The following is a 24,487-nucleotide window of genomic DNA, read 5'->3' as shown; positions in this document are numbered from 1 at the left end:
GTCATGACCCTTTCTCGCCGCCGCACCAGCCAGTTGGCCTTGGGGTTGATCACCCTGTTGCTGGCCTCGACCCTGATTTTTCTGTACATCAAGTCGTCCAGCGACCAGGCGTCTTCCTACACCCACTCCCGGGACCTGATCCGGCAGTTGCAGCAACTCAATGCCCAGTGGGACAGCGAAGTCCTCAAGGCCAGGATAGCCATCACCCACAACTACGACCCCCTGGTGACGCCCCTGACGGAAATGACCCGGTTGTGGGCCGAACTGGAAGCACGCGACTCGTACCACAGCCCGCAAGACCTGCCCGCCTGGCAAGCCAGCCAACAGGCTTATCAGGCGGCCATCCAGGAAAAGGCCCGGCGCGTCGACCAGTTCAAGTCCCATAACGCGGTATTGCGCAATTCCCTGGCCTTCCTGCCGACTGCCGAAGACGATATCCAGGCGCAGTTCAACCAGGTGAACGACGATACAAAACCGCAACTGCAAAGCGTGGCCACCGACACCTACGACTTGCTGCTCAGCAGCCTTGAATTCGCCCAGGTCACCAGCGACGAGCGCGCCGCCGACATTCTCGTCGGCCTGGGCAAGCTGGCCGTCAACCAGGAACTGCTGCCCAGCGAATTCCGCGGCCCGGTGGAGATCCTGAGCAATCACATCGAACTGATCCTGCGCGAGCAGCCGGTGGTGAACACGTTGCTCGAACAGATCGCCGCCATTCCGGTAGCCGAACGCCTGGATGACCTGACCACCCACCTCAACCAGGACCAACAGGCCCTCGACCTGGTCGAGCAGCAATACCACCGTTACCTGCTGGTGTTCTCGACCCTGCTGGTGGCCCTGCTGCTGTTCCTGACGGTTCGCCTGCTGCGTAGTTTCGCCGAGATCAACCGCGTCAACCGCGCCTTGCAGGCGGTGAACGAAACCCTGGAACAGCGTGTGGAACGACGTACCCGACAGCTCAAGGATGCCCAGAGCGAGCTGATGGACAGCGCGCGCCAGGCCGGCATGGCGGAGATCGCCACCAACGTGCTGCACAACGTCGGCAATGTGCTTAACAGCGTGAACATCTCCGCCGACCTGGTCACCCGCAAACTGCGCAGCAGCAAGGCAATGGGCCTGGGCAAGGCCATGCAGTTGATCAACGAACGCCAGGGCGACCTGGGCACTTTTATCACCGAAGATGAGAAGGGCAAGTTGCTGCCCGGCTACTTGAACCAGTTGGTGGACGCCATTGCCGTCGAGCAACAAGGCCTGATCGAGGAACTGGGGCAATTGAGCAAAAGCGTGGACCATATCAAGGACATTGTCTCCACCCAACAATCCTATGCGGGCGCGCCCTCGCTCAAGGAGCCGGTGCAGATCAGCACCTTGATGGAAGACGCCCTGCGCATGAACGCGGGGGCCCTGAGCCGGCACAATGTCACAGTGGTCAAGCACTACGGGCAGGTGCCGGAAGTCCTCGGGGACAAACACCGCTTGCTGCTGATCATGGTCAACCTGATCAGCAACGCCAAGTACGCCATGTCCAACCTCACCGACCGGCCACGGCAGATGACCCTTACGGTCCAGTCGCTGGAGGACAACAGGTTGCAGATCAGCGTGAAGGACGAAGGCGAAGGCATACCGGCCGAGAACATGACCCGGATATTTACCCATGGTTTTACCACCCGCAAGGAAGGCCACGGTTTCGGGCTGCACAGCTGCGCCCTGGCCGCCGTCGAAATGGACGGCCACCTCAGCGCCCACAGCGACGGGCCGGGCCTGGGCGCGCTATTCACCCTGACGATCCCCCTCATTCCTGCCGGAAGCCTCGTATGAACCAGCCTCCCAACCGGCGCATCCTGTTGATTGATGACACACCGTCGATTCATGAGGATTTCCGCAAGATCCTGATGCCGCCCACTGAATCCAACCAGGAGCTGGATGACATGGAGTCGGCACTGTTCGGTGAAACCAGCAAACCCACGGCTCCCCCTTTCGACCTGCACTCGGCCTACGGCGGCGAAGAAGGCCTGCAGCTGCTCATCACCGCCATGGCACACCAGCAGCCCTATGCCCTGGCGTTTGTCGACATGCGCATGCCCCAGGGCTGGGACGGCGCGAGGACCATAGAAGAGCTCTGGAAAGTCGCCCCCGACCTGCAAGTAGTGGTGTGCACCGCGTACTCGGACTATTCCTGGGAGGACCTGCTCGACCGCCTGCAAGGCCATGATCGCTTGCTGATCCTGAAAAAACCGTTCGATAACATCGAAGTCCAACAGATGGCCAACACCCTGGCCAATAAATGGGACATGGCCCGTCGCGCCACCCTGCAAACCACTCATCTGGAACGGCTGGTGGAACAACGCACCCACGCGCTGCAGCTGGAAATCGAAGAGCGCAAGCACCTGGAAAGCCAGCTGGTGCAGTCGGAAAAACTCGCCTCCCTGGGGCAACTCGCTGCGGGCGTGGCCCATGAGATCAATAACCCGGTAGGCTTTATCTCGTCCAACCTCAGCACCCTCGACGGCTACTTCACCCAGTTGCAACAGATGCTGGAGGCTTACCGGCAGGCCGAAGAAAGCCTCGCCACGGGTGAACAGCACGAGCAGCTCAAGGCCTTGCGCACCCGCCTGGAACTGGAGTTTCTACAGGAAGACATTCCGGTGTTGATCCACGAGTCCAAGGAGGGCATCGGCCGCGTGGTGCAGATCGTCAAGGACCTGAAAAACTTCTCGCGGGTGGACAACGACCAGACCTGGCAATTCGCAAACCTGCAACAGGGCATCGATTCGACGCTGAACATCGTTGCCAGCGAACTCAAGTACAAGGCCGATGTGGTCAAGCACTACGCACCGCTGCCAGAGATCGAATGCCTGGCCTCCCAGCTCAACCAGGTGGTGATGAACCTGGTGATCAATGCGGCGCAGGCCATGGGGCCGGAGCGCGGCATCATCACCATCAGCAACGGTGTGGAAGGCGAGAACGTGTGGCTGGAAGTGGCGGACAACGGCTGTGGGATTGCCCCCGAGGCGGTGCAGAAAATCTTCGACCCGTTTTTCACCACCAAGCCGGTGGGCGAAGGCACTGGCTTAGGGCTGTCACTCTCCTACGGCATCATCAAGAAACACCATGGCGATATCTCTGTCAGCAGCGAACTGGGCAAGGGCACGAAGTTTCGCGTGGTATTACCGATTCGGCAGACGGCGGCGTAGGACACGCCGCCGAATCATCCGCCCCTGCGCAACCTGTTATTTCTGACAGTAGACAGACCCTTTTCCCGACTCGAGACTCCACACAAGCAACACGATTGCATGCCGGTGGCGTGCTGAACGTGAGGCCTGGGCTCTCATCGTCGAAGGAAAGGACACCATGTCTACGCGCCGCGAGTTCCTCACATACGCGTCACTGGGCGCCTTGCTCATGCCACTGGGCAGGGGCGCCCTGGCGGCCGATACAGCCGACCCGGCCAGTACTTTTTCCTTCGAAGGCTTGATCGAACAGGCACAGGCCGATGCCTTGAAACCCTACACCTACCCCAGCACCGCATCGGCCGCGCTGCTGGCGCGACTCGACTACGCCGCCCATGGCCAGATCCGCTTCAAACCCGAGCACGCCCTGTTCGCCAAAGGCCCCGGCAAGTTCCCTGTGACATTCTTTCACCTGGGGTCGTTTTTTCGCACGCCCGTCAGGCTGTATGTGCTGGACAACGGCATCGCCCGCGAGATCGTCTACGACCCGGCGCACTTTGATATGCCGGGCGACAGCCCGGCCCATGCCCTGCCCCGTAACAGCGGGTTCGCCGGCTTTCGTATCCAGGAAAGCCGCCTGGGCGACCAGGCCAGGCTGGCGTGGCAACAAAACGACTGGGTGGCCTTTCTTGGCGCGTCGTACTTCCGGGCCATCGGCGAGTTGTACCAGTACGGCCTGTCGGCACGGGCGATTGCTCTGGATGTGGCACAAGCCGGCAAGGCCGAAGAATTCCCCGACTTCACCCATATCTGGTTCGAGCCGCCAAAGAACCAGCACACAAACGCCATGACCCTCTACGCGCGGCTCGACGGCCCCAGTATCTGCGGCGCCTACCGTTTCGTGATCCACCGCACACAGGGCGTGGTCATGGACATCGACTGCACGTTTTTCCTGCGCAAGAACGTCGGCCGGCTGGGCATTGCGCCGCTGACCTCGATGTTCTGGTTCAGTGAAACCGCCAAGCGCACCGCCGCCGACTGGCGCCCCGAGGTCCACGACAGTGACGGCCTGGCGCTGTGGACCGGCAACGGAGAACGTATCTGGCGGCCCTTGAACAACCCGCCACGCACCCTGGTTTCGGCGTTCAGCGACCGGCAACCGAAGGGCTTCGGCCTGTTACAGCGCGACCGTGATTTCGACCACTACCTCGATGGCGTGAATTACCAGCGGCGCCCCAGCCTGTGGGTCGAGCCATTGGGCGATTGGGGCGAAGGCAGCGTGCAACTGATGGAAAACGGCACCGACGACGAGATCCACGACAACATCGTCGCAATGTGGGTGCCCTCGGCCCCGGCGGAAGCGGGCAACCGTTATGCGCTGCGGTATCGCCTGCACTGGCTGGCCCGGGAGCCCTACGTTTCGCCACTGGCGGTGTGCGTGGCCACTCGCCTGGGCAAAGGCGGCTCACCGGGCGAGCCGCGCCCGCTGGGGGTACGTAAATTCGTGGTGGAATTCCAGGGCGCCCCCTTGGAAAAACTCGCATCGGGGGTCAAGCCCGAGGCCGTGATCAGTGGCTCCAGGGGCGCGCTCAGCCGGGTCTTTACCGAAGCGGTGCCGGACGGCGTCGCCGGCCATTGGCGGGCACAGTTCGACCTGAGCGTCGACGGCAAGGACCCGGTGGAATTGCGCCTGTTCCTACGCCTGGACGGCCAGCCGCTGTCAGAGACCTGGCTGTATCAGTACCACCCCTTCCATTCGGAATCGACGGCAATCGGTACCCCTTCAACGGCTGACACCGGCAATAGTCCATGAGGCTCGGCGGTCAATGGGCGCTGCTCTGCCTGGCCCTCAATGCCAGCGGCAACGCTCTCCAGGCCGGCGAGCAGGACCCGGTAGAGGCCTTGTTGCAGCAGATGACGCTGGAAGAAAAAGTCGATCAACTCAGCCAGCTCGGCGTCCAGGACACACCTACCGGCCCGGTCATTGACCCAGGCGAGCTGGCGCAACGGCCCATGAGCACCGTGGGCTCGGTCCTTGGCGCCTACGGCGTCGAACAGACCCGCCGGTTACAGGAACACGCCGTCACCCGTTCGCGCCTGCCTATACCGTTGTTGTTTGCCTTTGATGTGATCCACGGGTTTCGCACCGTATTTCCCGTGCCGTTGGCAGAAGCTGCGGCCTGGGACGTTGACCTGGCACAACGGACCGCTCGCGCGGCGGCCGTTGAAGCGACGGCCAGCGGCATACACTGGACCTTCGCGCCCATGGTCGACATTGCCCGCGACCCGCGCTGGGGCCGTGTGGTGGAAAGCACCGGCGAAGATCCATTCCTGGGCGCAGCGCTGGCCAGCGCCAAGGTGCGGGGGTTCCACGGTGCCGGGCCTGCCGACCCGTCATTTATGCTGGCGACCGCGAAACACTTCGTGACCTACGGCGCGGCAGAAGGCGGGCGCGACTACAACGTCGCCGACGTGTCGGAACGCACCTTGCGGGAGGTGTACTTGCCACCTTTCCAGGCGGCCGTGGCGGCTGGCGTCGATGGGATCATGCCCTCGTTCAACGAACTGGCCGGGACGCCCCTGCACAGCAACACCGCGCTGTTGACCGGTGTGCTGCGCAATCAGTGGCGGTTCCGTGGCCTCATTGTCAGTGACTTCAACGCCCTCTGGGAGCTGAGCCAGCACGGCATCGCCGGCGGTCCGACCGACCGGGCACGGCTGGCGTTCAACGCCGGCGTGGACATCGACATGGTCAGCCAGACGTACCGCCAATACCTGCCCACCCTGGTGCGCACTGGCCAGGTTTCCCTGACCGCCGTGGATAATGCGGTGCGCCGTGTACTCCAGGCCAAGCAGCGCCTGGGACTGCTTGACGATCCCTACCGCTACAGCGACGAGGCGCGGCAGCGGACCAATGTCCTGACCCCGCAGCACCGGGCACTGGCACGCGAGGCCGCGCAGAAGTCCATCGTATTGTTGAAAAACACCGACGCCCTGCTGCCGCTGCCCAAGCACCTGCGCAACATGCTGGTGGTCGGCAGCCTGGCCACGGACGCCGAGGCCACGCTCGGCCCCTGGGCCTTGGCGGCTCATCCCCAAGATTCGATCACGGTCTTGCAGGGCATACGCCGTGCCGTCGCCCCTGGCACCGAGGTGGTTTACCTGCCCGGCGCTTCGCCCATCAGCACCGAGACGCAGAACCTCAACGAGGTCCGGCAGGCCGCCCGCCGCGCCGAGGTAGTGGTCGCCGTGCTCGGCGAGCGCGCCGATCAGAGCGGCGAAGCCCGCAGTCGCGCGGACCTGGGCCTGCCGGGTGCCCAGGAAGCACTGTTGCGTGCCCTGCTGGACAGCGGCAAACCCGTGGTCATCCTGTTGATGAATGGCCGCCCGCTGGTGCTCTCGCAGAACGTGCGCCAGGCGCCGGCGCTGCTGGAAACCTGGTTCCTGGGCAGTGAGATGGGCCATGCCGTGGCCGATATCCTGTTCGGTGACGTCAACCCCAGCGGCAAACTGCCGATCACGTTCCCCCGCAACGTGGGGCAGATCCCTCTCTACTACGCGCACAAAAGCACCGGGCGTACGCCCAGCGGCGATGAAAGGTATACCTCCGGCTATATCGATGAACACTGGACGCCGCTGTATCCCTTCGGCTTCGGCCTGAGCTATACCTCGTTCAGTTACTCCGCACCGCGGCTCAGCACACAGCGGCTGGCGTCCACCCAAGTGCTAGCTGTAAAGGTCACCGTCACCAATACCGGAGCGCGCCCAGGCGAAGACATCGTGCAGTTGTACCTGCGCGATGACGTCGCCAGCGTGACCCGCCCGGTTCGCCAATTACGCGGTTTCCGCAAAGTGCAACTGGCGCCCGGCGAGGCTCGGGACTTGACCTTCACCCTTGACCAGGCGGACTTTGCCCTGCTGGACAGCAACTTTTCGCCGGTGATTGAGGCCGGCACGTTCACCGTCTTCGTCGGGGCAGATTCGACCACCGAAAACCAGGCCCGGTTTGAACTGACCGATGGCCGCGCCTTGTCTATTTCGGGCCAGTCCGTCCCATCACCGGGATCAAACTGAGTCCACCTGCAGGTTGTCTGGCGTTTCGTTACTGGCGCAGAATGCCGGATCGACCTGAGAGTCCGAACCCAAGGAAACCGTATGAGCCTGTCCTTGCTAAGCCGCTACGCCTTCTTTGCCGTGTGCGTCATTTTCACCCTCGCCAGCCTGCCCTTTATCCAACACGAATGGCTGTGGCCCATCACCCTGGTCACCGGCGTGTTGAGCCTGATCGGTATTTTCGACCTGTTGCAAAGCCCCCACGCCGTACGCCGCAACTACCCGATCCTGGGCAATATCCGTTACCTGGTGGAAGCCATCCGCCCGGAAATCCGCCAGTACCTGCTGGAGTCCGACAGCGACGCCCTGCCCTTCTCGCGCTCGCAACGATCCCTGGTGTACTCGCGGGCCAAGAACGAAACCGCCGACAAACCCTTCGGCACCCTGATCGATGTGTACCAGCTGGGTTTCGAATTTATCGGCCACTCCATGCGCCCCGCGCCCCTGAGCGACCCCAGCGCCTTTCGCGTGATGGTCGGCGGCCCGCAATGCACCCAGCCGTATTCGGCGTCGGTGTTCAATATCTCGGCGATGAGCTTTGGCTCGTTGAGCGCCAATGCGATCCGCGCGCTCAACCAGGGCGCCAAGCTCGGCAATTTTGCCCATGACACCGGCGAAGGCAGCATCAGCCCCTATCACCGCGAAAACGGCGGCGACCTGACCTGGGAACTGGGCAGCGGCTACTTCGGCTGCCGTACCAGCGATGGCCGCTTCGACCCGGAGCGCTTCGCCGCGCAGGCGCAGAACCCGCAGGTGCGCATGATCGAAATCAAGATGAGCCAGGGCGCCAAACCCGGCCACGGCGGCATCCTGCCCAAGCACAAGGTGACTCAAGAGATTGCCGAAACCCGCGGGATCCTGATGGGCGAAGACTGCATCTCGCCGTCGCGTCACAGCGCGTTCTCCACGCCCATTGAGCTGATGCAATTCATCGCCCAATTGCGCGAACTGTCCGGCGGCAAGCCGGTGGGCTTCAAGTTCTGCCTGGGTCACCCCTGGGAATTCATGGGCATTGCCAAGGCCATGCTCGAAACCGGCATCCTCCCGGACTTTATCGTCGTCGACGGCAAGGAAGGCGGCACCGGCGCCGCGCCCGTGGAGTTCACCGACCATATCGGCGTGCCGCTGCGCGAAGGCCTGCTGTTCGTGCACAACACCCTGGTGGGCCTGAACCTGCGTGACAAGATCAAGCTCGGTGCCAGCGGCAAGATCGTCAGCGCCTTCGACATCGCCAGCGTGCTCGCCATCGGCGCCGACTGGGCCAACTCGGCGCGCGGCTTCATGTTCGCCATCGGTTGCATCCAGTCCCAAAGCTGCCACACCAACAAATGCCCGACCGGCGTCGCCACCCAGGACCCATTGCGCCAACGTGCCCTGGTGGTACCGGACAAGGCCCAGCGCGTATTCAACTTCCACCGCAACACCCTCAAGGCCCTGGCCGAGATGCTCGCGGCGGCAGGCCTGGATCATCCGTCGCAGCTGTCGGCCAAGCATCTGGTACGACGCATGTCGGCCACCGAGATCAAGCTGTTCTCGCAGTTGCATGTATTCCTCAAGCCTGGCGAGTTGCTCACCGGCGAAGTGAATGGCGAGTTCTATTCGCGCATGTGGCAGATGGCGCGGGCGGACAGTTTTGAACCCCATGAAGTCGCCGCTGCTTAAAGGACCCAGATTGTGTTGAAAGTCATCGCCGAAGATTTCATCAAACCCGAATACCTCGACACCGTGCGCCCCTGGTACGCCGAACTGGTGGAAAAAACCCGCCAGGAACCGCTGTGCATCGCCTACGATCTGTTTGTCGATCAGAAAAACCCAGGGCACTTCATTTTCATCGAGCAATGGCCCGACCAGGCCGCGCTCGACACCCATTGCCAGACCGAACACTTCACCCGGCTGGTGCCGCAGATCAATGAGCACCAGGCCAAGCCGTGCAAAGTGCTGCTGATGGATGCGTTCTGACCCACCTCTTCCCCGCTGAACCGGAGCACCGACGGCATCGTAGAAACAAGGAGATTCACATGCCGTTACTGGACTTCGCTGCACTCGCCGGGCAACTGCCTGACAGCTGGAAATCGATACGCCTGGGCCAGGTCGGCCCGGCGCGGATCAAGATGCTGCGCGTGGATGAGCAGGCTTACGAAGCAGAAGTGCACGACTACAACGAAGGGCTACTGGTGATCAGCGGCCATTTGCGCCTGAGCATCGCTGATGAAGAGATCCACGTAGAGACCGGCCAGATGTACCTCGTGGAAGCGGGCACCGCTCATGCCGTACTTCCAGGTAGCCAGGGCACCCTGGTGATCATTGACGTCTAGAGACATTCAGTAATACCCAACCTTTGCAATTGCTTACAAATACCGCCAACCTGCGCCCGCCCGACGTGCGGCGTACGACAACCTGCGCGCTCGCCGGTCATTACTAAACCTTTTGTTCAAGAGCCCGCTGCCATGCTGAACGGACGCGACCCACGCATCGATTTTTTTCGGGGCCTGGCGTTGATCTTCATTTTCTGGGATCACGTCCCCCACAATCCTCTCGGCCAGATCACCCTGCGCAATTTTGGTTTCAGCGATGCGGCCGAGGTCTTCGTATTCCTCGCCGGTTACGCCGCGGTGCTGGCCTACGGCAAGATCCTGCAACGCGACGGCTACTGGATTGCCTCGCTGAAAATCCTGCGTCGCGCCTGGGTGTTGTACGTGGTGCATATCTTTTTGCTGGCGATGCTGATGGGCATCGTGTTCTTCGCCAACAGCCATGTGGAAACCCGCGACCTGGTCGAAGAGATGGGCCTGACGCACTTCGTCACCCACCCGCAACAGGCCCTCACCGACGAGCTGCTGCTACGCTTCAAACCCAACCTGATGGACCCGCTGCCGCTGTATATCGTGCTGCTGGCGGGGTTGCCGCTGGTGTTGCCGCTGCTGCTGCGCAGCACCTGGCTGGTGGTGGCCGCGTCGGCGGCGGTGTATCTGCTGGCGCCGTGGATGGGCTGGAACCTGCGGGCGATTGCCGACGGCGTGTGGTACTTCAACCCGGTGACCTGGCAGTTCCTGTTTATCCTCGGTGGCGCGGCGGCGCTGCAGGCCAGTCAAGGGCGACCGCCGGAACAACGCCCACTCAAGCGCCAGCCGTTGTTCTTGGCGGCGGCGGTGTACACCGTGGTGGCGTGTGTGCTGACCCTGTCATGGCGCTGGCCCGAGGTGCATGACGCGTTGATGCCGTCGTGGCTCAGCGACCTGATCTACCCCATCAGCAAGACCGACCTGTCGCCGCTGCGCCTGCTGCACTTCCTGGCCCTGGCCTATGTCACCGCCAAGCTGTTGCCGGGTCGTGGCTGGACGCAAACCTGGTGGGCGCAACAAAGCTGTCGCATGGGCCGCTACTCCCTGGAGGTGTTCTGCCTCGGCGTGCTGCTGGCACCGCTGGCGGACATGCTCAACGCCCAGGTCGAGGATGCCTGGCCGATGCAGGTTTTCAGTGCATTGCTGGGGCTGGCGCTGATGGCCGGGCTGGCGGCGTGGCTGGAGTTCAACAAGCGCCTGGACCTAGCCCTGCGCGGCGAGGCGCCGGCCTTTAAATAGATAGCCCCAGCGCCGGTATGCGTGATGCTTCCATCTGCCTTCCACTTATCGTGAAAGGTAGAGCGCATGCCGACTCATCAATTACTCAACGGCCTGTCCGGCAATCTGCAATCGAGCACCACCTGGGCCCAGCAACAGGCGCTGGAGCTGATCCAGCGCAATATCCTGCAAGCCCTGGAAGGGCTGGACGCCGAGGAAAAAACCCGCTTCCTGCGCCTGCAACGCAACGCCCTGGCGGCCATGGCGGCGGTTGAAGCCGAAAAGGAACGGGTGGTCCGCAGCTTCAAGGCAGATGGCCTGGCGCAGTTGCGTGACCGGATCGGAGGGCGCGATCCGGAGCAGTATCGCTTCGAAACCACCTACCTGGAAAAGATCGAGCAACCGCTGCCCTGGGACCGGCAGCCGGGCAGTCACGTGCGGGTACCGCGGCGCTCCGACAAGGATCTGCGCTTTATCGAACACATCAAAAGCCTCTCGCTGTGGGAGGCCGCCTGCCTGAATTTCGGCTTCACCGCCTCGGTCCGCCAGGACTCCGGCTACAGCCTGGTGGACGCCAGCCGTGTGGTCGGGCCCGGTGACGATCGCAGCCTCACGGCGCAGGCGTTCATCGCCATTGCCCGCGAGCTTGACCTGGGCCACCAGTTACAGGTGAAGATCAAGGCCAGCCTCGATGAAAACGGCACGCTGCGCCGCTTGATGGGCGAGGCGGCGCTGGCACTGCTGCAGTTCGATGTGCTTGACGCCTGGCGCAATCGCGCCCGCAACGGCCTCACCCGCGAGATGTATGACAGCCTCACCGCATCGATCGACGGCAGCGGGTCGCAACTGCCGGTCGACCGCCTGAGTCTGACCTCGGGCGTCACCCCTGTCATCGCCGTGCCCTTCGTCACCTGGGAGAGTGCCATTCCCGTACCGCTGCTGCTGATCAGGGTCGCCAGCCTCGGGGTGCTGTCCTATTTTCCGTTCCGCCCCGGCGGCGCGCTGCGTTACCACAGCGATGCGCGCGCGGCAGAGGTGGATTTTCGCCAGCAGCTGCTGGACAGCCACCAACAAGGCGACCTGGGCTGGTTTTCCCGGCAACTGCCCCTGGTGGGGTTGTCGGTGTTCCAGTCGTTGCTGACCCGGCAACCCCGCCCCGAGGGCATGAGCTGGCTGGCCGAGCGGCTTTACGATGGCTTTCACGCGGCCTTCCCGGAGCGCACCCTCAACGACATTCGCTTCTCCACCGACCCGCACGCCGGCCCCGCCGCAACCCTGGTGCAAGCCTTGACTTACCGGCAGATCCAACGCTGCCAGGCCGACCTCGACACCCTGGCCAACAGCCGTTCCGAAGCCGACTGGCAGGCGGTCCAGGACGCCACCGCCGCCGTTGCCGCCGAAGTCTTGCAAGTGCTGCTCACGCCCTTGCCCGGCGGGGTCACGGGGATGAACCGGGTGATGCAACTGGCCGTGCTGGGCAGCATGACCTACAGCGTCAGCGTGGGCCTGAATGAAGCGGTCAAGGGCGAGGCCAGCAGCTTCGCCTCGACCCTCAGCGATGTCGCCGACCTGGCCATCAGCGGCCGCTTGATCAGCGTCGCCGGCAGCGCCCATCGCCAGCGCATGCTCGGGCACCTGCAACGGCTGGGCAACCCGCGCAAAGTCACGCGTCCCGACGGGGTGGAAGAGCTGTGGAAACCCGACGCACGTCCCTACGCCCATCGCCAGCAGTACCTGCTCGAGGGTCAACGCGCCGACGCCCTGTGCGTGTTCACCGTGCAAGGCCAGCAATACGTCAAGCTGCACCATGACAGCCAGACCCTGGTGGCCGAGGTCGCCCACGACCAGGCCACCCAGCGCTACGTCCTCAAGAACGGCAGCAGCCCCTATAAGCCACCGATTGTCTTCAACCCGGCGCTGCAAGCCTGGACCTTCGACCTGCACAACACCCAGGCCCTGTCGGATGCCCAGTTGCTGCAACAGATGCTGCCCGATGGCTCATCGCTGATCGCGCGAGCCGACCTGGAGCGGATGCTGCGCAGCACAGCCACCTCCCGCGCCACCCTGGAGGACGTGTGGCGCGGCGAACCGGCCCCGTTGAACCTGATCGAAGGCGTGCGCCGCCTGCAAGCCGACCAGGTGATCGAGCACATCATCAACCGCTTTCATGAAGCCGGCTATCTGCCCCCCTATGGCGACAGCGTGGTGTTATGCCTGCTGACCCAACTGCCCGATTGGCCCGCCGCCACCTTGCTGAGCATCAACGACCCGCAACGCAGCGTGATCGAAACCTTCGGCAAGACCGAGCCGACGGTGCCGCGCCCGACAACGATCACCCTCGTGCGCGGCGCCGACCACCGCTACCAGGCCGAAGGCGACGGCGGCCTGCCGCCTTACCGGGCCGACCCCTTGCTGGGCCTGGTCATCAGCCTGCAACCGAGCACCTCGCTGCTGGGGCTCACGGATCAACTCGACGCCACGCTCGAACAGCGGATCCTGGCAGTACGGCGCGACGTCGCCGCCCTGGCACGGCGCGAACGCCTGGCCCTGTTCGCGGCCCTGGTGAACTACGCCGGCTATGAAAAACATGAGCTATTGCCGCCCGCCAATGTGCGGCGTTTCCTGCCGGTCAAGGCGTCGATGCCCTTGGTGGCGGTTACGCCGCTGCTGAAAAAACTGCGCGACCTCAACAGCCCGCTGTCACCGGCCTTGCTGGAGCGCCTGCTGGCGCAGCATCCCCTCACCCCGCGCCAGCAGCAGGCCTATCTGCGTGAAGGCGGGCTGCCCACGGCCTTTGCCGAACTGTTGGACAACCACCGCACCGCCCTGCGCATCGACGCTGCAATCGATGCGCTGTACCACCCGCGCCAGTTCAACAACGATGCCGATCAATGGGCGCGGGAGTTCGCCTCGGCGTTGATACGCCGAAGCCTCAAGCGCGATTTCCTCATCACCGAAGTGGTCGCGGGACGCATCGCCAAACCCTATCGCTCCAGCGGCCCCGAGGACCTCACCGTGGAGCTGCGTCACTACGGCGAGGGCGTCTATGAAGCCTATGACATGCGCAATGCCGGCACGATTGCGGTGACGCCGGCGGTGGACAGTTTCTACCTGGCCATCGGTTCGGTGCTGCAACCCCATGAGCGGCAACAATTGGGCATGCGCAGTGCCACCGACGCCAGGGGCCTGCGCATCACCCTGGGCGACTACATGAGCAACCAGCGCGGCCCGGAAGGCTTCGTCAGGCTGGCCGACGGTTCGCTGGCCCAGTACGAGCACACCCTGGCGCTGCCGACCAGCCTGCGGCCGGATGCCGAGGGTATTTTCCCCCTAGCCGGCGACCACTATCTGCCCCTGTTCGGTTCCTGGTACCGGATCGTCTATGACAAACGGCTGTTCAAGTGGCGGCTCAAACACCCGCAGAAGATCGGTGTCGACACCCCGACCCTGGAGCACAACGGCGAGGGCGCGTGGCGCCTGTCCAGCGAGAACCCCATGGGCTGGGACGACCACAGCCTGCTCTATCGCCTCGGGGGCGACCATTACACATTCCCCCAGGACACCGCCCGCAGCATTCTCGCCCTGACCGACACCCCGCCCCACGTGCTGCGCCAGATACACCGCAGCGGTCGGGCGTCGCCACCGTTGTTGGCCGATACCTGCAAGCGCTTGCGCATCGATCAGGAAATCAACCACTTCATCGAAGCGATGTATGAGCTCCCCAATAATTCCGCCACCGCTCCAGACCCGAACCTGCAACTGCTGGTGGTCTCCAGCCTGCCCGGCTGGCCCGACAGCCACGTGCTGGAGATTGTCGACCGGGATGCCCCGCTCAGATACCCCGCCCGTCATCGGACCGATGCCAAGGTGGTGAGCGCCACCGATAAAGACCTCGAGTCGGCCGGGCTGCTGGAAAAATTCATCGCTGACGATGACCTGACCCGGGCGCTGCTCGGCACGCTGCCGCAGACCGAGGAACAGCGCCTGTTCCAGCTGATCACCCGGATCGTTGGATACACCGACCGCGAGCGCTCGCAAATCCTCGACTCCTTGTACATGCGCAGCGAGACTGCGGGCAGCGAGCCGGAGCGCCGCTTCAAGACCAAGCACCCGGACCTGTCCACCAGCACGGTCAAGGCGATTCTCGGCCAGGCCTCCAAGCGCGAGCTCAAACAGCTGCATGAGCATGACCGCCTGAGCCTGCGCCTGGCCGAACAGGCGCGCCTGAGCGGCCACGAGTTACGCTTGAACCGGGCGTTCGAAGGCCTGTATGTGGATGCCTGCGCCAACGCCGACAGTGACCGGATCACCCTGTACCTGCTGCACAACCTGCCCGCCTGGCCGAAGACCCTGCGCATCGATGTGCGTGAACGGGACAATCAGGGGCGCCTGCTGGAAACCGCCGGCCATCGGCAGGGCTCCTCGCGCCGGACCGTGGCCAGGACCAATCGCGGTTACCAGGCCTACACCCCGCAGGGCGAGCCGCTGGGCCAGCCCTCGAACCGATTGCTGCGGGTGATTCTCAGCAGCTTGTCCGCCGACGAGCAGGCCTTGCTCGAGGTGGACAGCGAAAGCGGTATCGCCCAACTGCGCACCCAACTGGCCGAACTGGCCTTCGCACGCCGCGTGGAAATCAAGGGCCTGCTGGATATCCCCCATCTGCAACCCTGGATGCAACCGGCCATGGGGGTGGATCGTTCGTTCCTGGTGTATCCGTTCTGGCAGCGTATCTGGCCGTTTCGCGGCCCACGGCCGCCGGATCTGGTGGCCAAGGTCCAGGAGCTTTACCCGCACTTCAACAATGACGATGCACGGCGGATGCTCCAGTCCCTGAACATGACCGACCCGGAAAAACTCATCGAGCTGGAGCGCCGCCAGGCCGAGTACCAGGCCATGGACGTGGAATTGTCACGCTGGAGCGAAACCCTGCTGCCGGCCGACAACGAACTCAATGACCCGCTGGGCATGAACCGTGGCCGACGTCGCCATATCGCCTACCAACTGCGGGGCGCATGGCGGCGCGAAAACGCGACGTTCTACATCGCCGGCCTGTTCAACGTACCGTCACTGGAGTTGCAGCTGGACGACGAAGGCCTGCCGCCCGGCTCGTTCCTGACCGGCACCAGCGGCTTCAGCCACATCGAGTACCTGCGGATTTCCGGGAACGCCTTCCCCGCCACGGGGGCAGAGTTCCTGGGCAAATTCACCCAGCTCAAGGCCCTGCGTATCGACTGTCGCCTCACCGACTTGCCCAGCGCGATCACCGACATGACCTGGCTCACCCACCTTGACTTGAACGACAACGACCTGCGCTTGACCGAAGAGTCGGTACAGCGCCTGGCCACTATGGTCAACCTGCAGAAACTCGACCTGAACGACAACCCGGACCTGACCCTCACCCCGGATATCAGCCGGATGCCGCAGCTCAATACCCTGCGCCTGGCCAACACCGGGATCACCCAATGGCCCATCGGCGCCAGCGCGCTGCCGGTGCTGACCGAGCTGCACTTGCAGTCCAACGGGATCAGCACCATTCCCGACGAAGTCTTCAGCAACCCCTGGTTGCAAATGGCCAATCGCAATACCCTGCTGCACGAAAACCCGCTGTCCGCCGAGACCCTGGCAAGCATCGACGCCTACCGTATCGCCACGGGTATCCGCCTGGGCGGTCAACTGCGCACACCGGCCCATGCCCCCGTGGCGCCGAATGACTTCGATACCTGGCTGACCGGCGTCGCGGCGCAGGACGTGGCGGCCCGCCGACAACTGTGGGAGCAACTGAAGACGAATGAAACAGCAAGTGCCGATGATGTGTTCCGGGTCCTGCGCGACCTGAAGAGGACCCACGCCTACCGCAGCAACACCTCAAGAACGCGGCTGACCGAGCGGGTCTGGAGCCTGCTGATGGCGATGGGCGAGTCGACGCAACTGCGCAACACGATCTGCCTCAATACCTACGGCTCAGGCAATTGCGGCGACAGCGTGCTGCTGGCCTTTACCAACATGGAACTGCATCACCGTATCCACCAGGCCAAGCTGCAACCCAGGAGCTACCTGGCCGACCGGGCCTTGCTGGAACTGGCCAAGAGTTGTTTCTACCTCAATCAGCTCGACCACTTTGCCGACCAGTTCGTGCTGGCGCGCGAACGGGCCGACCTGGACGCCGACCCCGCCGAGGTGACCATCTACCTGCGCAGTAAACTGGCGCGGGAATTCAACTTGCCGTTTTATCCACTGGAGCTGCTGTACAGCGTGGATGACTATGTGACACCGGCGGTGATCGACGACGCGCGCCGGACCCTGCGCAGGCTCGGCCAGTCACCGGCCTTGCAGGAAGCGATCCTGGCCACCGAGTTCTGGGTCGAGTACCTGGCCAGCAGTGAGCCGGAGGCGTTTTTCACCGTCAAGGACACCATCACCTACAAAGTCAGCGTGCTCGATCAGGCATTGTCGGACAGGCGTTCGGATGAATACCTGGAGCGTCGCCAGCAATTGGCCGACGAGGAAGCCAACGAACACAACCGCCTGGTGCGGCAGTTGACCGAGGGCACGCAACGCACGTTGCAGCGGGTCTGAGACCGTGCGGGCCGACCTGTCGTAACACAGGCCGGCCCGCGCTCAAGGGATCACGCCGATGGCTGTGAACCCTGGACGACCGTGGTCGGCTGCAGCTTGAACACGTAGAACAACACGGTCAGCAGCACCAGGAACGCCGGCCCCACATACAGTGCCACGCGGGTATCCGGGAAGTACGCCATCAGGCCCACCACCAGCACCAGGAACGCCAGGGCCAGGTACGAACTGACCGGGTACAGCCACATGCGGTACTTGAGGGCTTTCTGTTCGGCCGGGCTCAGGCTCCTGCGGAACTTGAGCTGGGCCAGCAGGATCATGACCCACGTCCAGATCGCGCCGAAGGTGGCGATGGACGTGACCCAGACGAAGACTTTCTCCGGTACCAGGTAGTTGAGCAGCACGCCCAGCAGCAAGGCGAAGATCGACAACAGCAGCGCCTTGCGCGGTACGCCGTTGCTCGAGGTGGTAGCGAACGTGGCCGGCGCCTGGCCGTTCTGCGCCAGGCTATAGAGCATGCGCCCGGTGCTGAAGATGCCGCCGTTGCACGACGACAGTGCCGCAGTGATCACCACGAAGTTGATGATGCCGGCGGCGGTCTTGATGCCCAGGCGCTCGAAGGTCATCACGAACGGGCTGCCCTGGGTGCCGATTTCATTCCACGGGTAGATCGACAGGATCACGAACAACGCGCCCACGTAGAACAGCAGGATGCGCCAGAACACCGAGCCGATGGCGCGGGGAATGGTCTTCTGCGGGTTCTTCGCTTCACCGGCGGTGAGGCCGATCATCTCCACGCCCAGGTAGGCGAACATCACCATTTGCAGGGACATCAACACGCCCTGGACGCCATTGGGCATGAAGCCGCCGTGGCTCCACAGGTTGGAAATGCCCAGGGCCACGCCGTCGTTGCCGAAGCCGAAGGCAATGATGCCGACGCCGCCGATCACCATGGCAATGATGGTGACGATCTTGATCAGCGCGAACCAGAATTCGAACTCACCGAAGGCCTTCACCGCGATCAGGTTGATGGTGCCCATGCTGATCAGGGCTGCCAGGGCCCAGATCCAGCGCGGCGTATCGGGGAACCACACGCCCATGTACACCGCCACCGCAGTGATCTCCGCCACGCAGGTCACCAGCCACAGGAACCAATAGTTCCAGCCGGTCAGGAAGCCCGCCAACGGGCCGAGGTAGTCCTGGGCATAGCGGCTGAACGAGCCGGCGACCGGGTTGTGCACCGCCATTTCGCCGAGGGCGCGCATGATCACCAGGATGGCCAGGCCACCGATGATGTAGGACAGCATGATGGCCGGGCCGGCCATTTCGATGGCCTTGGCCGAGCCGAGGAACAGGCCGACACCGATACAGGCGCCGAGCGCCATCAGGCGGATATGCCGTTCGCCCAGTTCGCGTTTGAGCGGGCCGCCCGAAGCGGTCTCGCCATGGGGCAGGTGGTTGCCGACTGGCATAGGGATACAACCTCGTCTTGTTATTGGATATGAGCCTCCGAGTCCGGCACGCCACGGCGGGTCAGCCATGGCATGCCGTCTCCGGTGAACCTTATGGGTCAACCGGTCTGGCCGGGCCAGATCAGGGGGGTGCAGTATAAAAAGCTCAACCCAGTGATTTTCACTCTATAAACGGCAATATTCAGCGGGAACTCCCGGAGAACTCCGATTGCGCGGTGGGAGTATCGCACGGCAATGGTGCGCGGCTTAAGCCCATTGCCCTGCGTACTGACCCTGGCGGCGCCCACATCGGCACGTCGAAGAACCACGTGCGGGCCATGGGCAGGCTGATTTCGCCGCGATGAATCGCCAGGGGTTGCACGGGGTCGCCCGCACGCCGACAAATTTCTCGGCGGTGCCCATCAGCGTCTACGCTTGAATCAAGTCCGATCAATCTGCCGGGATGGATCAATCGACTATGGGCGCTTTATGGCAAACCGATTCAACCAAGGCTGCGGCCCCCACCGACAGCATGGACGAACAGCCATTGCCACGACGCTCCCGCAAACGGCTGTACCGGTGGCGAATGGCGTGGCTGTTGCTGGTGATCGGCCTGATCGCCGCAGGGTTCGCCGCCCAGCGCGAAATGCGCACGTCCCATTGGCAGGCCCGGGAACTGAGCCGCCTGGCCGCCACCTTGAACTACCGGCTCGAACCCGGCCCCAGCGATGCCGTGGTCTATCCCGGTGACGGGCCTTTCGACAAACGCCTGGGCTACAGCGACCTGGATGAATTCCTGCCGCGCCTGCTCAAGCGCAACTATCTGGTCCAGAGCCAGGTGCGCTTCTCCCCGCCCCTGATGACCTATGCCGAGCGCGGCCTGTTCGTGCCTTATGGGGAGAAAATCCAGGCCGGCCTGTCGATCAGCGATTGCCGCGCCGAGCCGTTGTACCGGTTCACCTACCCACAGCAGTCCTACCAGCGTTTCGACGCGATCCCGCCGGTGGTGGTCAACAGCCTGCTGTTCATCGAGAACCGCGATTTGCTCGACCCGGCCCAGCCCCAGGCCAACCCGGCGGTGGACTGGCCGCGCTTCGCCAGGGCGGCGTGGTCGCAAGTGGCCAAGCTGTTGCACTTGCCCGGGCAGACCGCCGGCGGCAGTACCCTGGCCACCCAGCTGGAAAAATACCGCCACTCCCCTGACGGGCTGACGCTGTCCGGCGGCGAGAAACTGCGCCAGATGTTTTCCGCCAGCGTGCGCGCCTATCGGGATGGCCCGCAGACCTTGCAGGCGCGCCAGGACATCGTGCGCGACTACCTCAACAGCGTACCGTTGTCCGCCGTGCCCGGTCACGGCGAAGTGCATGGCATGGCCGAAGGGTTGCGTGTGTGGTACGGCGCCGACTTCGACCGCACCAACGCGTTGCTCGCCGACGCCAGCCCGCAGGACCTCGCGCAAAAGGGCCTGGCCCTGCGCGAAGTGTTGTCGTTGATGATTGCCCAGCGCCGGCCTTCCCATTACCTGTCCAAAGGCCACGCGGAACTTTCGAACCTGACCGACAGCCACCTCCGCCTGCTGGAGCGGGACGGGATCATCGACCCTGCCCTGGCAAGGGCCGCCCTGGCCAGCAAAGTAAGTTACCGCGACTGGCAGCAACAGCCGACGCTCCAAGCGATTGACACCAACAAAGGCATCAGCATGGCCCGCAGCCGCCTGGCCGCCCTGCTCAACCGCCCGCTGTATGACCTGGATCGCCTCGACCTGTCCGCCACCAGCACCTTGCACAATGAGCTGCAAACCCAGGCCACGGCCTACCTCAAGCACCTGGCCGATCCGGCCTTCGCCGGGCAACTCGGCCTGCTCGGCCCGCGCCTGCTGACGCCCGCCAGCACCGCCCAGGTGCGCTACAGCTTCACGCTGTACGAGATGACCGGCGACGGCGCGCGGGTCCGGGTGCAGACCGACAACACCGACCAGCCGTTCGATATCAACGAGAGCAGCAAGCTGGAACTGGGCTCCACCGCCAAGCTGCGGGTGCTCACCACCTACCTGCAAATCATCAGCGAACTGCACCAGCGCTACGCCGACCAGACACCGGCTGCACTGAAAAAAGTCGATATCGATGAGCAGGATCGCCTGTCGCGCTGGGCCGTGGACTACCTGGCGCAAAACAGCGACAAGAGCCTGTCGAAGATGCTCGAGGCCGCCCTCGACCGGCCGTATTCCGCCAGCCCCGGCGAGAGTTTCTTTACCGGCGGCGGCCTGCATCGCTTCCATAACTTTCGCAATGAAGACAACGGCCGCAACCCGACGTTGCGCGACGCCCTGCGTGAGTCGATCAACCTGCCATTTATTCGCCTGATGCGTGACCTGGTGCGCTACAGCACCTATCACGCAGACAACAACAGTGCCGAGTTGCTCAAGGACGACAGCAACCCACGGCGCCAGGAATACCTGGCCCAGTTCGCCGACCGCGAAGGCACGACCTTCCTGCTGCGCTTCTGGAAAAAGTACCGCAACAAGGACACCCAGGCGCGGCTCGCCACCTTTCTCGACAGCCTGCACCCTACCGCCATCCGCCTGGCCGCCGTGCACCGCTACCTGTTGCCCCAGGCCAGCCAGGCGAGCTTCAACAGCTTCGTGCGCTCCCACCTGACCGGCGCCAAAGCCGCAGAAAAACTGACCGACGAGCGCCTGGCCAGGCTCTACACCGACTACGGTCCGGGCGCCTATGACCTGCCGGACCAGGGCTATATCGCCAAGGTCCACCCTCTGGACCTGTGGCTGCTCGGCTACCTGTTGAACCACCCCGACGCCACCTTCACCCAGGCCGTCGCCGCCAGCGAGCATGAGCGCCAGGAAGTCTATGGCTGGCTGTTCAAGAGCCGCCACAAGAGCGCCCGCGACAGTCGTATCCGCACCATGCTGGAGGTCGAGGCGTTCCTGGATATTCACCAGCGCTGGCAGGCGGTGGGCTACCCGTTCGACCACCTGGTGCCGTCCCTGGCCACGGCCATCGGCAGCTCGGGGGACCGCCCGGCGGCGCTGGCGGAACTGGTGGGCACGATCCTCAACGACGGCGTGCGCGAGCCGACGCTGCGCATCGACAGCCTGCACTTTGCCGTCGACACCCCCTATGAAACCCGCCTGGTGAACAACCCCGACAAAGGCAAGCGGGTGATGCCCAGCGAAGTCGCCACCGCCTTGCGCGGCGCGTTGTCCCAGGTGGTGGATGCGGGCACGGCCAAACGCGTGTCGGGCAGCTTCAAGTTGCCCGACGGCACACCGCTGGCCATGGGCGGCAAGACCGGCACCGGGGACAATCGCATCGAAGCCATCGGCGCCGGTGGGCGCATCCTCAGCTCCAAGGCGATCAACCGTACCGCGACCTTTGTGTTCTATATCGGCGACCGGCATTTCGGCACGCTGACGGCCTTCGTGCCCGGCAGCGGCGCGCAGAATTTCACCTTTACCTCGGCGCTGCCGGTGCAGGTGCTCAAGGGCATGGCACCGGTGCTGATGCCGTACCTGCAACCGGGCGGCCATACCCTGTGCAACCCGCCTCGTGCCGTGACCTCAACAGACTAACCGTTGATTTCGATGATGCGTTCGGAGGTGCCCTCCACCAGATAGAACCGATACGTCCGCCCGGGCTGTTTTTCAAAGCTGAACACCCGGCCAGGGAAGATATGGTTCTTGGTGGTCGGGGCGCAGGATGTACGGTCCTTTGCCGCGCAATCCTTGAACTCATCCACCACCACCACGGTGTTGCCGGCATTGCGCAAGGTGTAACGCTGCCCGCCGTTTTCGACCCGGGTGTCGAAGCGGCTGTCCTTGGGCCGCACGAAGAACACCGTGCCGTAGCCGGCCATCACCTGCACGCCTCCCACCAAGGTCTCTTCGTAGGCTTTGCGCTCTTCGTCGCTGAGACCAAAGCCGTCTTCGGTCTCGGGCGCGACCGGCAGGTAGCGTACCCGGAAGTAGCGCTCGCGGTCGCGATCGCCGATAAACACAAAACGCGTGCTCTGCATGCCGTCCGCCGGCACGATCAGGCGCGCCGGGCTGGCCACCAGGCCGTTGCGCACGCTGCCATCGGCTTCGAGCTTGAGCGGCACCTCGTCGTAGCTGCCGTCGGGCTTGTAGAGCATCTCGGTGACATTGACCTTGACGAAGGCCGTCTTGGTGCCGCCGTTGAATACCCGCTTGAGGTAGGTGCTTTTATCGCCGCGCAAATAATCGTAGAAGTCACCGACGTTGATGTTCGGCCCGGCCTGGGCATTGAGTGAACACAGCATCAAACCCAGCATTGCATATAAAGCCTTCATAACCACTCCTCTGCCCATCATCACGGCCGTACCGCATCGAACAGCAGCTCGACGCTGCCGTAGTACTCACCAGGGGTAAAACCATCCGCCGGCTCGACCGCCGAGATATCCAGCAGCACGCGCTTGCCCTGGCGCGCCTCGTCGTGCGGCACCACCAGGGTGTCATCGAGGCCCAGCACCTGGCCGTTGAAGGTGACGTTCAAGTCGATATAGGTGCGCCCGCCATTGAACAGCGTGGGCAACGCGCCCAGACGGGCGTTGATGCCGCCGGCGGAACTCTTCACGTCAAAGTGCTCGCGCAGCGGGCGCAGGCGCCCGGGTACCAGGTCCCAGACCATTTTTTGCTCGCGCTCCAGGAACCCGGGGTTGATCGGCAGGACGTAAAAGTCTGCGGTCGGGATGGTCACGGACACATCGAACACCTGTTCTTCACGGATCGCCAAGGCCTGGGTACTCAGCAATGCGCCCACCATCAGCAGCAGCGCCGCCAACACGAGCTTGCAATGTCTGCACGACTGGCGCGCGCCCCCTGGGGCTATTTCACTGACCATCAGCCTTTGACCTCATATGGTTTTTTTTCGCTGCCCTCGATCAGGGTGAAGCGGTAGGTACGCCCGGCCTGCCTGGCAAAGCTGAAGGCACGCCCCGGCAGGATGTGATGCTTGGTGACGGGCAGGCAGTCCTGGCTATCGCCACTGGCGCAGTCCTTGAACTCATCGACCACCACCACGCTGTTGCCGTCGTTATGCAGCCCGTACTCAACGGGTTGCTCATCGATGCGGGTGGCGAAGCGGGTGTCCTTGGGCCGCACGAAAAACACCGTGCCGAACCCCGCCAACACCGTGACCCCGGCTGACAGTTGGTTCTTGTAGGCCTCGCGCTCTTCGCTGGAGACCACGAAATCGTCCTCGGGCTCGGGCATCACGGGCACGAAACGCAGGCGGAAATAGCGCTCGTTTTGCCGCTCGCCCAGGTACAACAGGCGTGTGCCCTGCATGCCATCGGGCGGCACGATCAGGCGGGCCGGCGTGGCCATCAGGCCATCGCGCGCGGCATTCCCGGGGTTGTTCTTGAGCTCGACCTCCTCGGCGCTGCCATCGGCGTTGTAGAGGATCTCCATCACCGAGACCTTGATGAACGCCGTACTGTCGCCACCGTTGAATATCCGTTTCAGGTAGGTACTTTTGTCACCGTCGAGGTAGTCATAGAACACCCCGACGTTGATGTTGGGAGCCGCTGGCGCCGACAACGGCATCCAGCACAGCGCACACAGCGCCAACAGATGTTTCATCGC

General features: G+C 63.5%; 14 protein-coding genes. 10 read left to right on the top strand and 4 right to left on the bottom strand.

Annotated features, from left to right (window positions below; translation table 11 throughout):
• Positions 1-3 precede the first annotated feature (3 nt).
• From J1N02_RS19235 to J1N02_RS19195, 9 genes are all read left to right on the top strand, one after another.
• A complete protein-coding gene (locus J1N02_RS19235) occupies positions 4-1,818 on the top strand; it encodes a DAHL domain-containing protein (RefSeq protein ID WP_027604623.1) in 1,815 nt (604 codons plus the stop codon).
• Positions 1,815-3,194: an ATP-binding protein gene (locus tag J1N02_RS19230; protein WP_027604624.1), complete on the top strand. Its 1,380-nt coding sequence runs from the start codon at positions 1,815-1,817 to the stop codon at positions 3,192-3,194. The genes J1N02_RS19235 and J1N02_RS19230 overlap by 4 nt, the downstream gene beginning before the upstream one ends.
• A gap of 208 nt (positions 3,195-3,402) precedes the next feature.
• Positions 3,403-4,983, top strand: a complete 1,581-nt coding sequence (locus J1N02_RS19225; RefSeq protein WP_421147594.1) for a glucan biosynthesis protein — start codon at positions 3,403-3,405, stop codon at positions 4,981-4,983.
• Positions 4,980-7,244, top strand: coding sequence for a glycoside hydrolase family 3 N-terminal domain-containing protein (locus J1N02_RS19220; protein ID WP_421147591.1), 2,265 nt, complete (start codon positions 4,980-4,982; stop codon positions 7,242-7,244). Before J1N02_RS19225 ends, J1N02_RS19220 begins: the two co-directional genes overlap by 4 nt.
• Positions 7,245-7,325: 81 nt before the next feature.
• The gene (locus J1N02_RS19215) at positions 7,326-8,945 is read left to right on the top strand and encodes an FMN-binding glutamate synthase family protein (protein ID WP_065926551.1); all 1,620 of its coding nucleotides are present in this window, start codon (positions 7,326-7,328) and stop codon (positions 8,943-8,945) included.
• A 12-nt stretch (positions 8,946-8,957) separates the two neighbouring features.
• Positions 8,958-9,242, top strand: a complete 285-nt coding sequence (locus J1N02_RS19210; RefSeq protein ID WP_098480316.1) for a putative quinol monooxygenase — start codon at positions 8,958-8,960, stop codon at positions 9,240-9,242.
• A 59-nt stretch (positions 9,243-9,301) separates the two neighbouring features.
• On the top strand, positions 9,302-9,598 hold the full coding sequence (locus J1N02_RS19205; RefSeq protein ID WP_421147590.1) for a cupin domain-containing protein: 297 nt from the start codon (positions 9,302-9,304) through the stop codon (positions 9,596-9,598).
• A 132-nt stretch (positions 9,599-9,730) separates the two neighbouring features.
• A complete protein-coding gene (locus J1N02_RS19200; RefSeq protein WP_043293421.1) occupies positions 9,731-10,864 on the top strand; it encodes an OpgC family protein in 1,134 nt (377 codons plus the stop codon).
• Between the two features lie 66 nt (positions 10,865-10,930).
• Positions 10,931-17,419 carry an NEL-type E3 ubiquitin ligase domain-containing protein gene (locus tag J1N02_RS19195; protein WP_421147589.1) on the top strand — a complete coding sequence of 2,163 codons (6,489 nt, stop codon included), beginning with the start codon at positions 10,931-10,933 and terminating at the stop codon, positions 17,417-17,419.
• A 50-nt stretch (positions 17,420-17,469) separates the two neighbouring features.
• On the opposite strand, the gene J1N02_RS19190 is transcribed toward J1N02_RS19195, so the two are convergent.
• Positions 17,470-18,888 (bottom strand): amino acid permease, encoded by a 1,419-nt coding sequence (locus tag J1N02_RS19190; protein ID WP_421147588.1) that lies wholly within the window; start codon positions 18,886-18,888, stop codon positions 17,470-17,472.
• 457 nt (positions 18,889-19,345) lie between these two features.
• Here J1N02_RS19190 and J1N02_RS19185 point away from each other — a divergent pair, with 457 nt between their 5' ends.
• Positions 19,346-22,456 carry a transglycosylase domain-containing protein gene (locus tag J1N02_RS19185; RefSeq protein WP_421147587.1) on the top strand — a complete coding sequence of 1,037 codons (3,111 nt, stop codon included), beginning with the start codon at positions 19,346-19,348 and terminating at the stop codon, positions 22,454-22,456.
• Here the strand turns inward: J1N02_RS19185 and J1N02_RS19180 are convergent.
• From J1N02_RS19180 to J1N02_RS19170, 3 genes are read right to left on the bottom strand one after another with little or no spacing between them, the layout of a single operon-like run.
• The gene (locus J1N02_RS19180; protein WP_092356285.1) at positions 22,453-23,193 is read right to left on the bottom strand and encodes a pilus assembly protein; all 741 of its coding nucleotides are present in this window, start codon (positions 23,191-23,193) and stop codon (positions 22,453-22,455) included. The genes J1N02_RS19185 and J1N02_RS19180 overlap by 4 nt on opposite strands.
• Before the next feature lie 20 nt (positions 23,194-23,213).
• The gene (locus tag J1N02_RS19175; RefSeq protein WP_223841661.1) at positions 23,214-23,744 is read right to left on the bottom strand and encodes a CS1 type fimbrial major subunit; all 531 of its coding nucleotides are present in this window, start codon (positions 23,742-23,744) and stop codon (positions 23,214-23,216) included.
• Entirely contained in the window at positions 23,744-24,484 is a 741-nt protein-coding gene (locus tag J1N02_RS19170) for a molecular chaperone (RefSeq protein ID WP_421147586.1), read from the bottom strand. The genes J1N02_RS19175 and J1N02_RS19170 overlap by 1 nt, the downstream gene beginning before the upstream one ends.
• Between the last annotated feature and the right edge of the window lie 3 nt (positions 24,485-24,487).

The sequence above is a fragment of the Pseudomonas sp. NFX5 genome (assembly GCF_049132125.1).
In the GTDB taxonomy this organism is placed as follows: Bacteria; Pseudomonadota; Gammaproteobacteria; order Pseudomonadales; family Pseudomonadaceae; genus Aquipseudomonas; species Aquipseudomonas marginalis.
The sequence above is the reverse complement of the archived record's forward strand: the minus strand, read 5'-3'. Positions and strand labels throughout refer to the sequence as shown.

Coding starts and splice junctions, on each gene's coding strand:
- J1N02_RS19235 (WP_027604623.1), top strand. CDS start 4: ATGACCCTTTCTCGCCGCCGCACCAGCCAGTTGGCCTTGGGGTTGATC.
- J1N02_RS19230 (WP_027604624.1), top strand. CDS start 1,815: ATGAACCAGCCTCCCAACCGGCGCATCCTGTTGATTGATGACACACCG.
- J1N02_RS19225 (WP_421147594.1), top strand. CDS start 3,403: ATGCCACTGGGCAGGGGCGCCCTGGCGGCCGATACAGCCGACCCGGCC.
- J1N02_RS19220 (WP_421147591.1), top strand. CDS start 4,980: ATGAGGCTCGGCGGTCAATGGGCGCTGCTCTGCCTGGCCCTCAATGCC.
- J1N02_RS19215 (WP_065926551.1), top strand. CDS start 7,326: ATGAGCCTGTCCTTGCTAAGCCGCTACGCCTTCTTTGCCGTGTGCGTC.
- J1N02_RS19205 (WP_421147590.1), top strand. CDS start 9,302: ATGCCGTTACTGGACTTCGCTGCACTCGCCGGGCAACTGCCTGACAGC.
- J1N02_RS19200 (WP_043293421.1), top strand. CDS start 9,731: ATGCTGAACGGACGCGACCCACGCATCGATTTTTTTCGGGGCCTGGCG.
- J1N02_RS19195 (WP_421147589.1), top strand. CDS start 10,931: ATGCCGACTCATCAATTACTCAACGGCCTGTCCGGCAATCTGCAATCG.
- J1N02_RS19190 (WP_421147588.1), bottom strand. CDS start 18,888: ATGCCAGTCGGCAACCACCTGCCCCATGGCGAGACCGCTTCGGGCGGC.
- J1N02_RS19185 (WP_421147587.1), top strand. CDS start 19,346: ATGGGCGCTTTATGGCAAACCGATTCAACCAAGGCTGCGGCCCCCACC.
- J1N02_RS19180 (WP_092356285.1), bottom strand. CDS start 23,193: ATGAAGGCTTTATATGCAATGCTGGGTTTGATGCTGTGTTCACTCAAT.
- J1N02_RS19175 (WP_223841661.1), bottom strand. CDS start 23,744: ATGGTCAGTGAAATAGCCCCAGGGGGCGCGCGCCAGTCGTGCAGACAT.
- J1N02_RS19170 (WP_421147586.1), bottom strand. CDS start 24,484: ATGAAACATCTGTTGGCGCTGTGTGCGCTGTGCTGGATGCCGTTGTCG.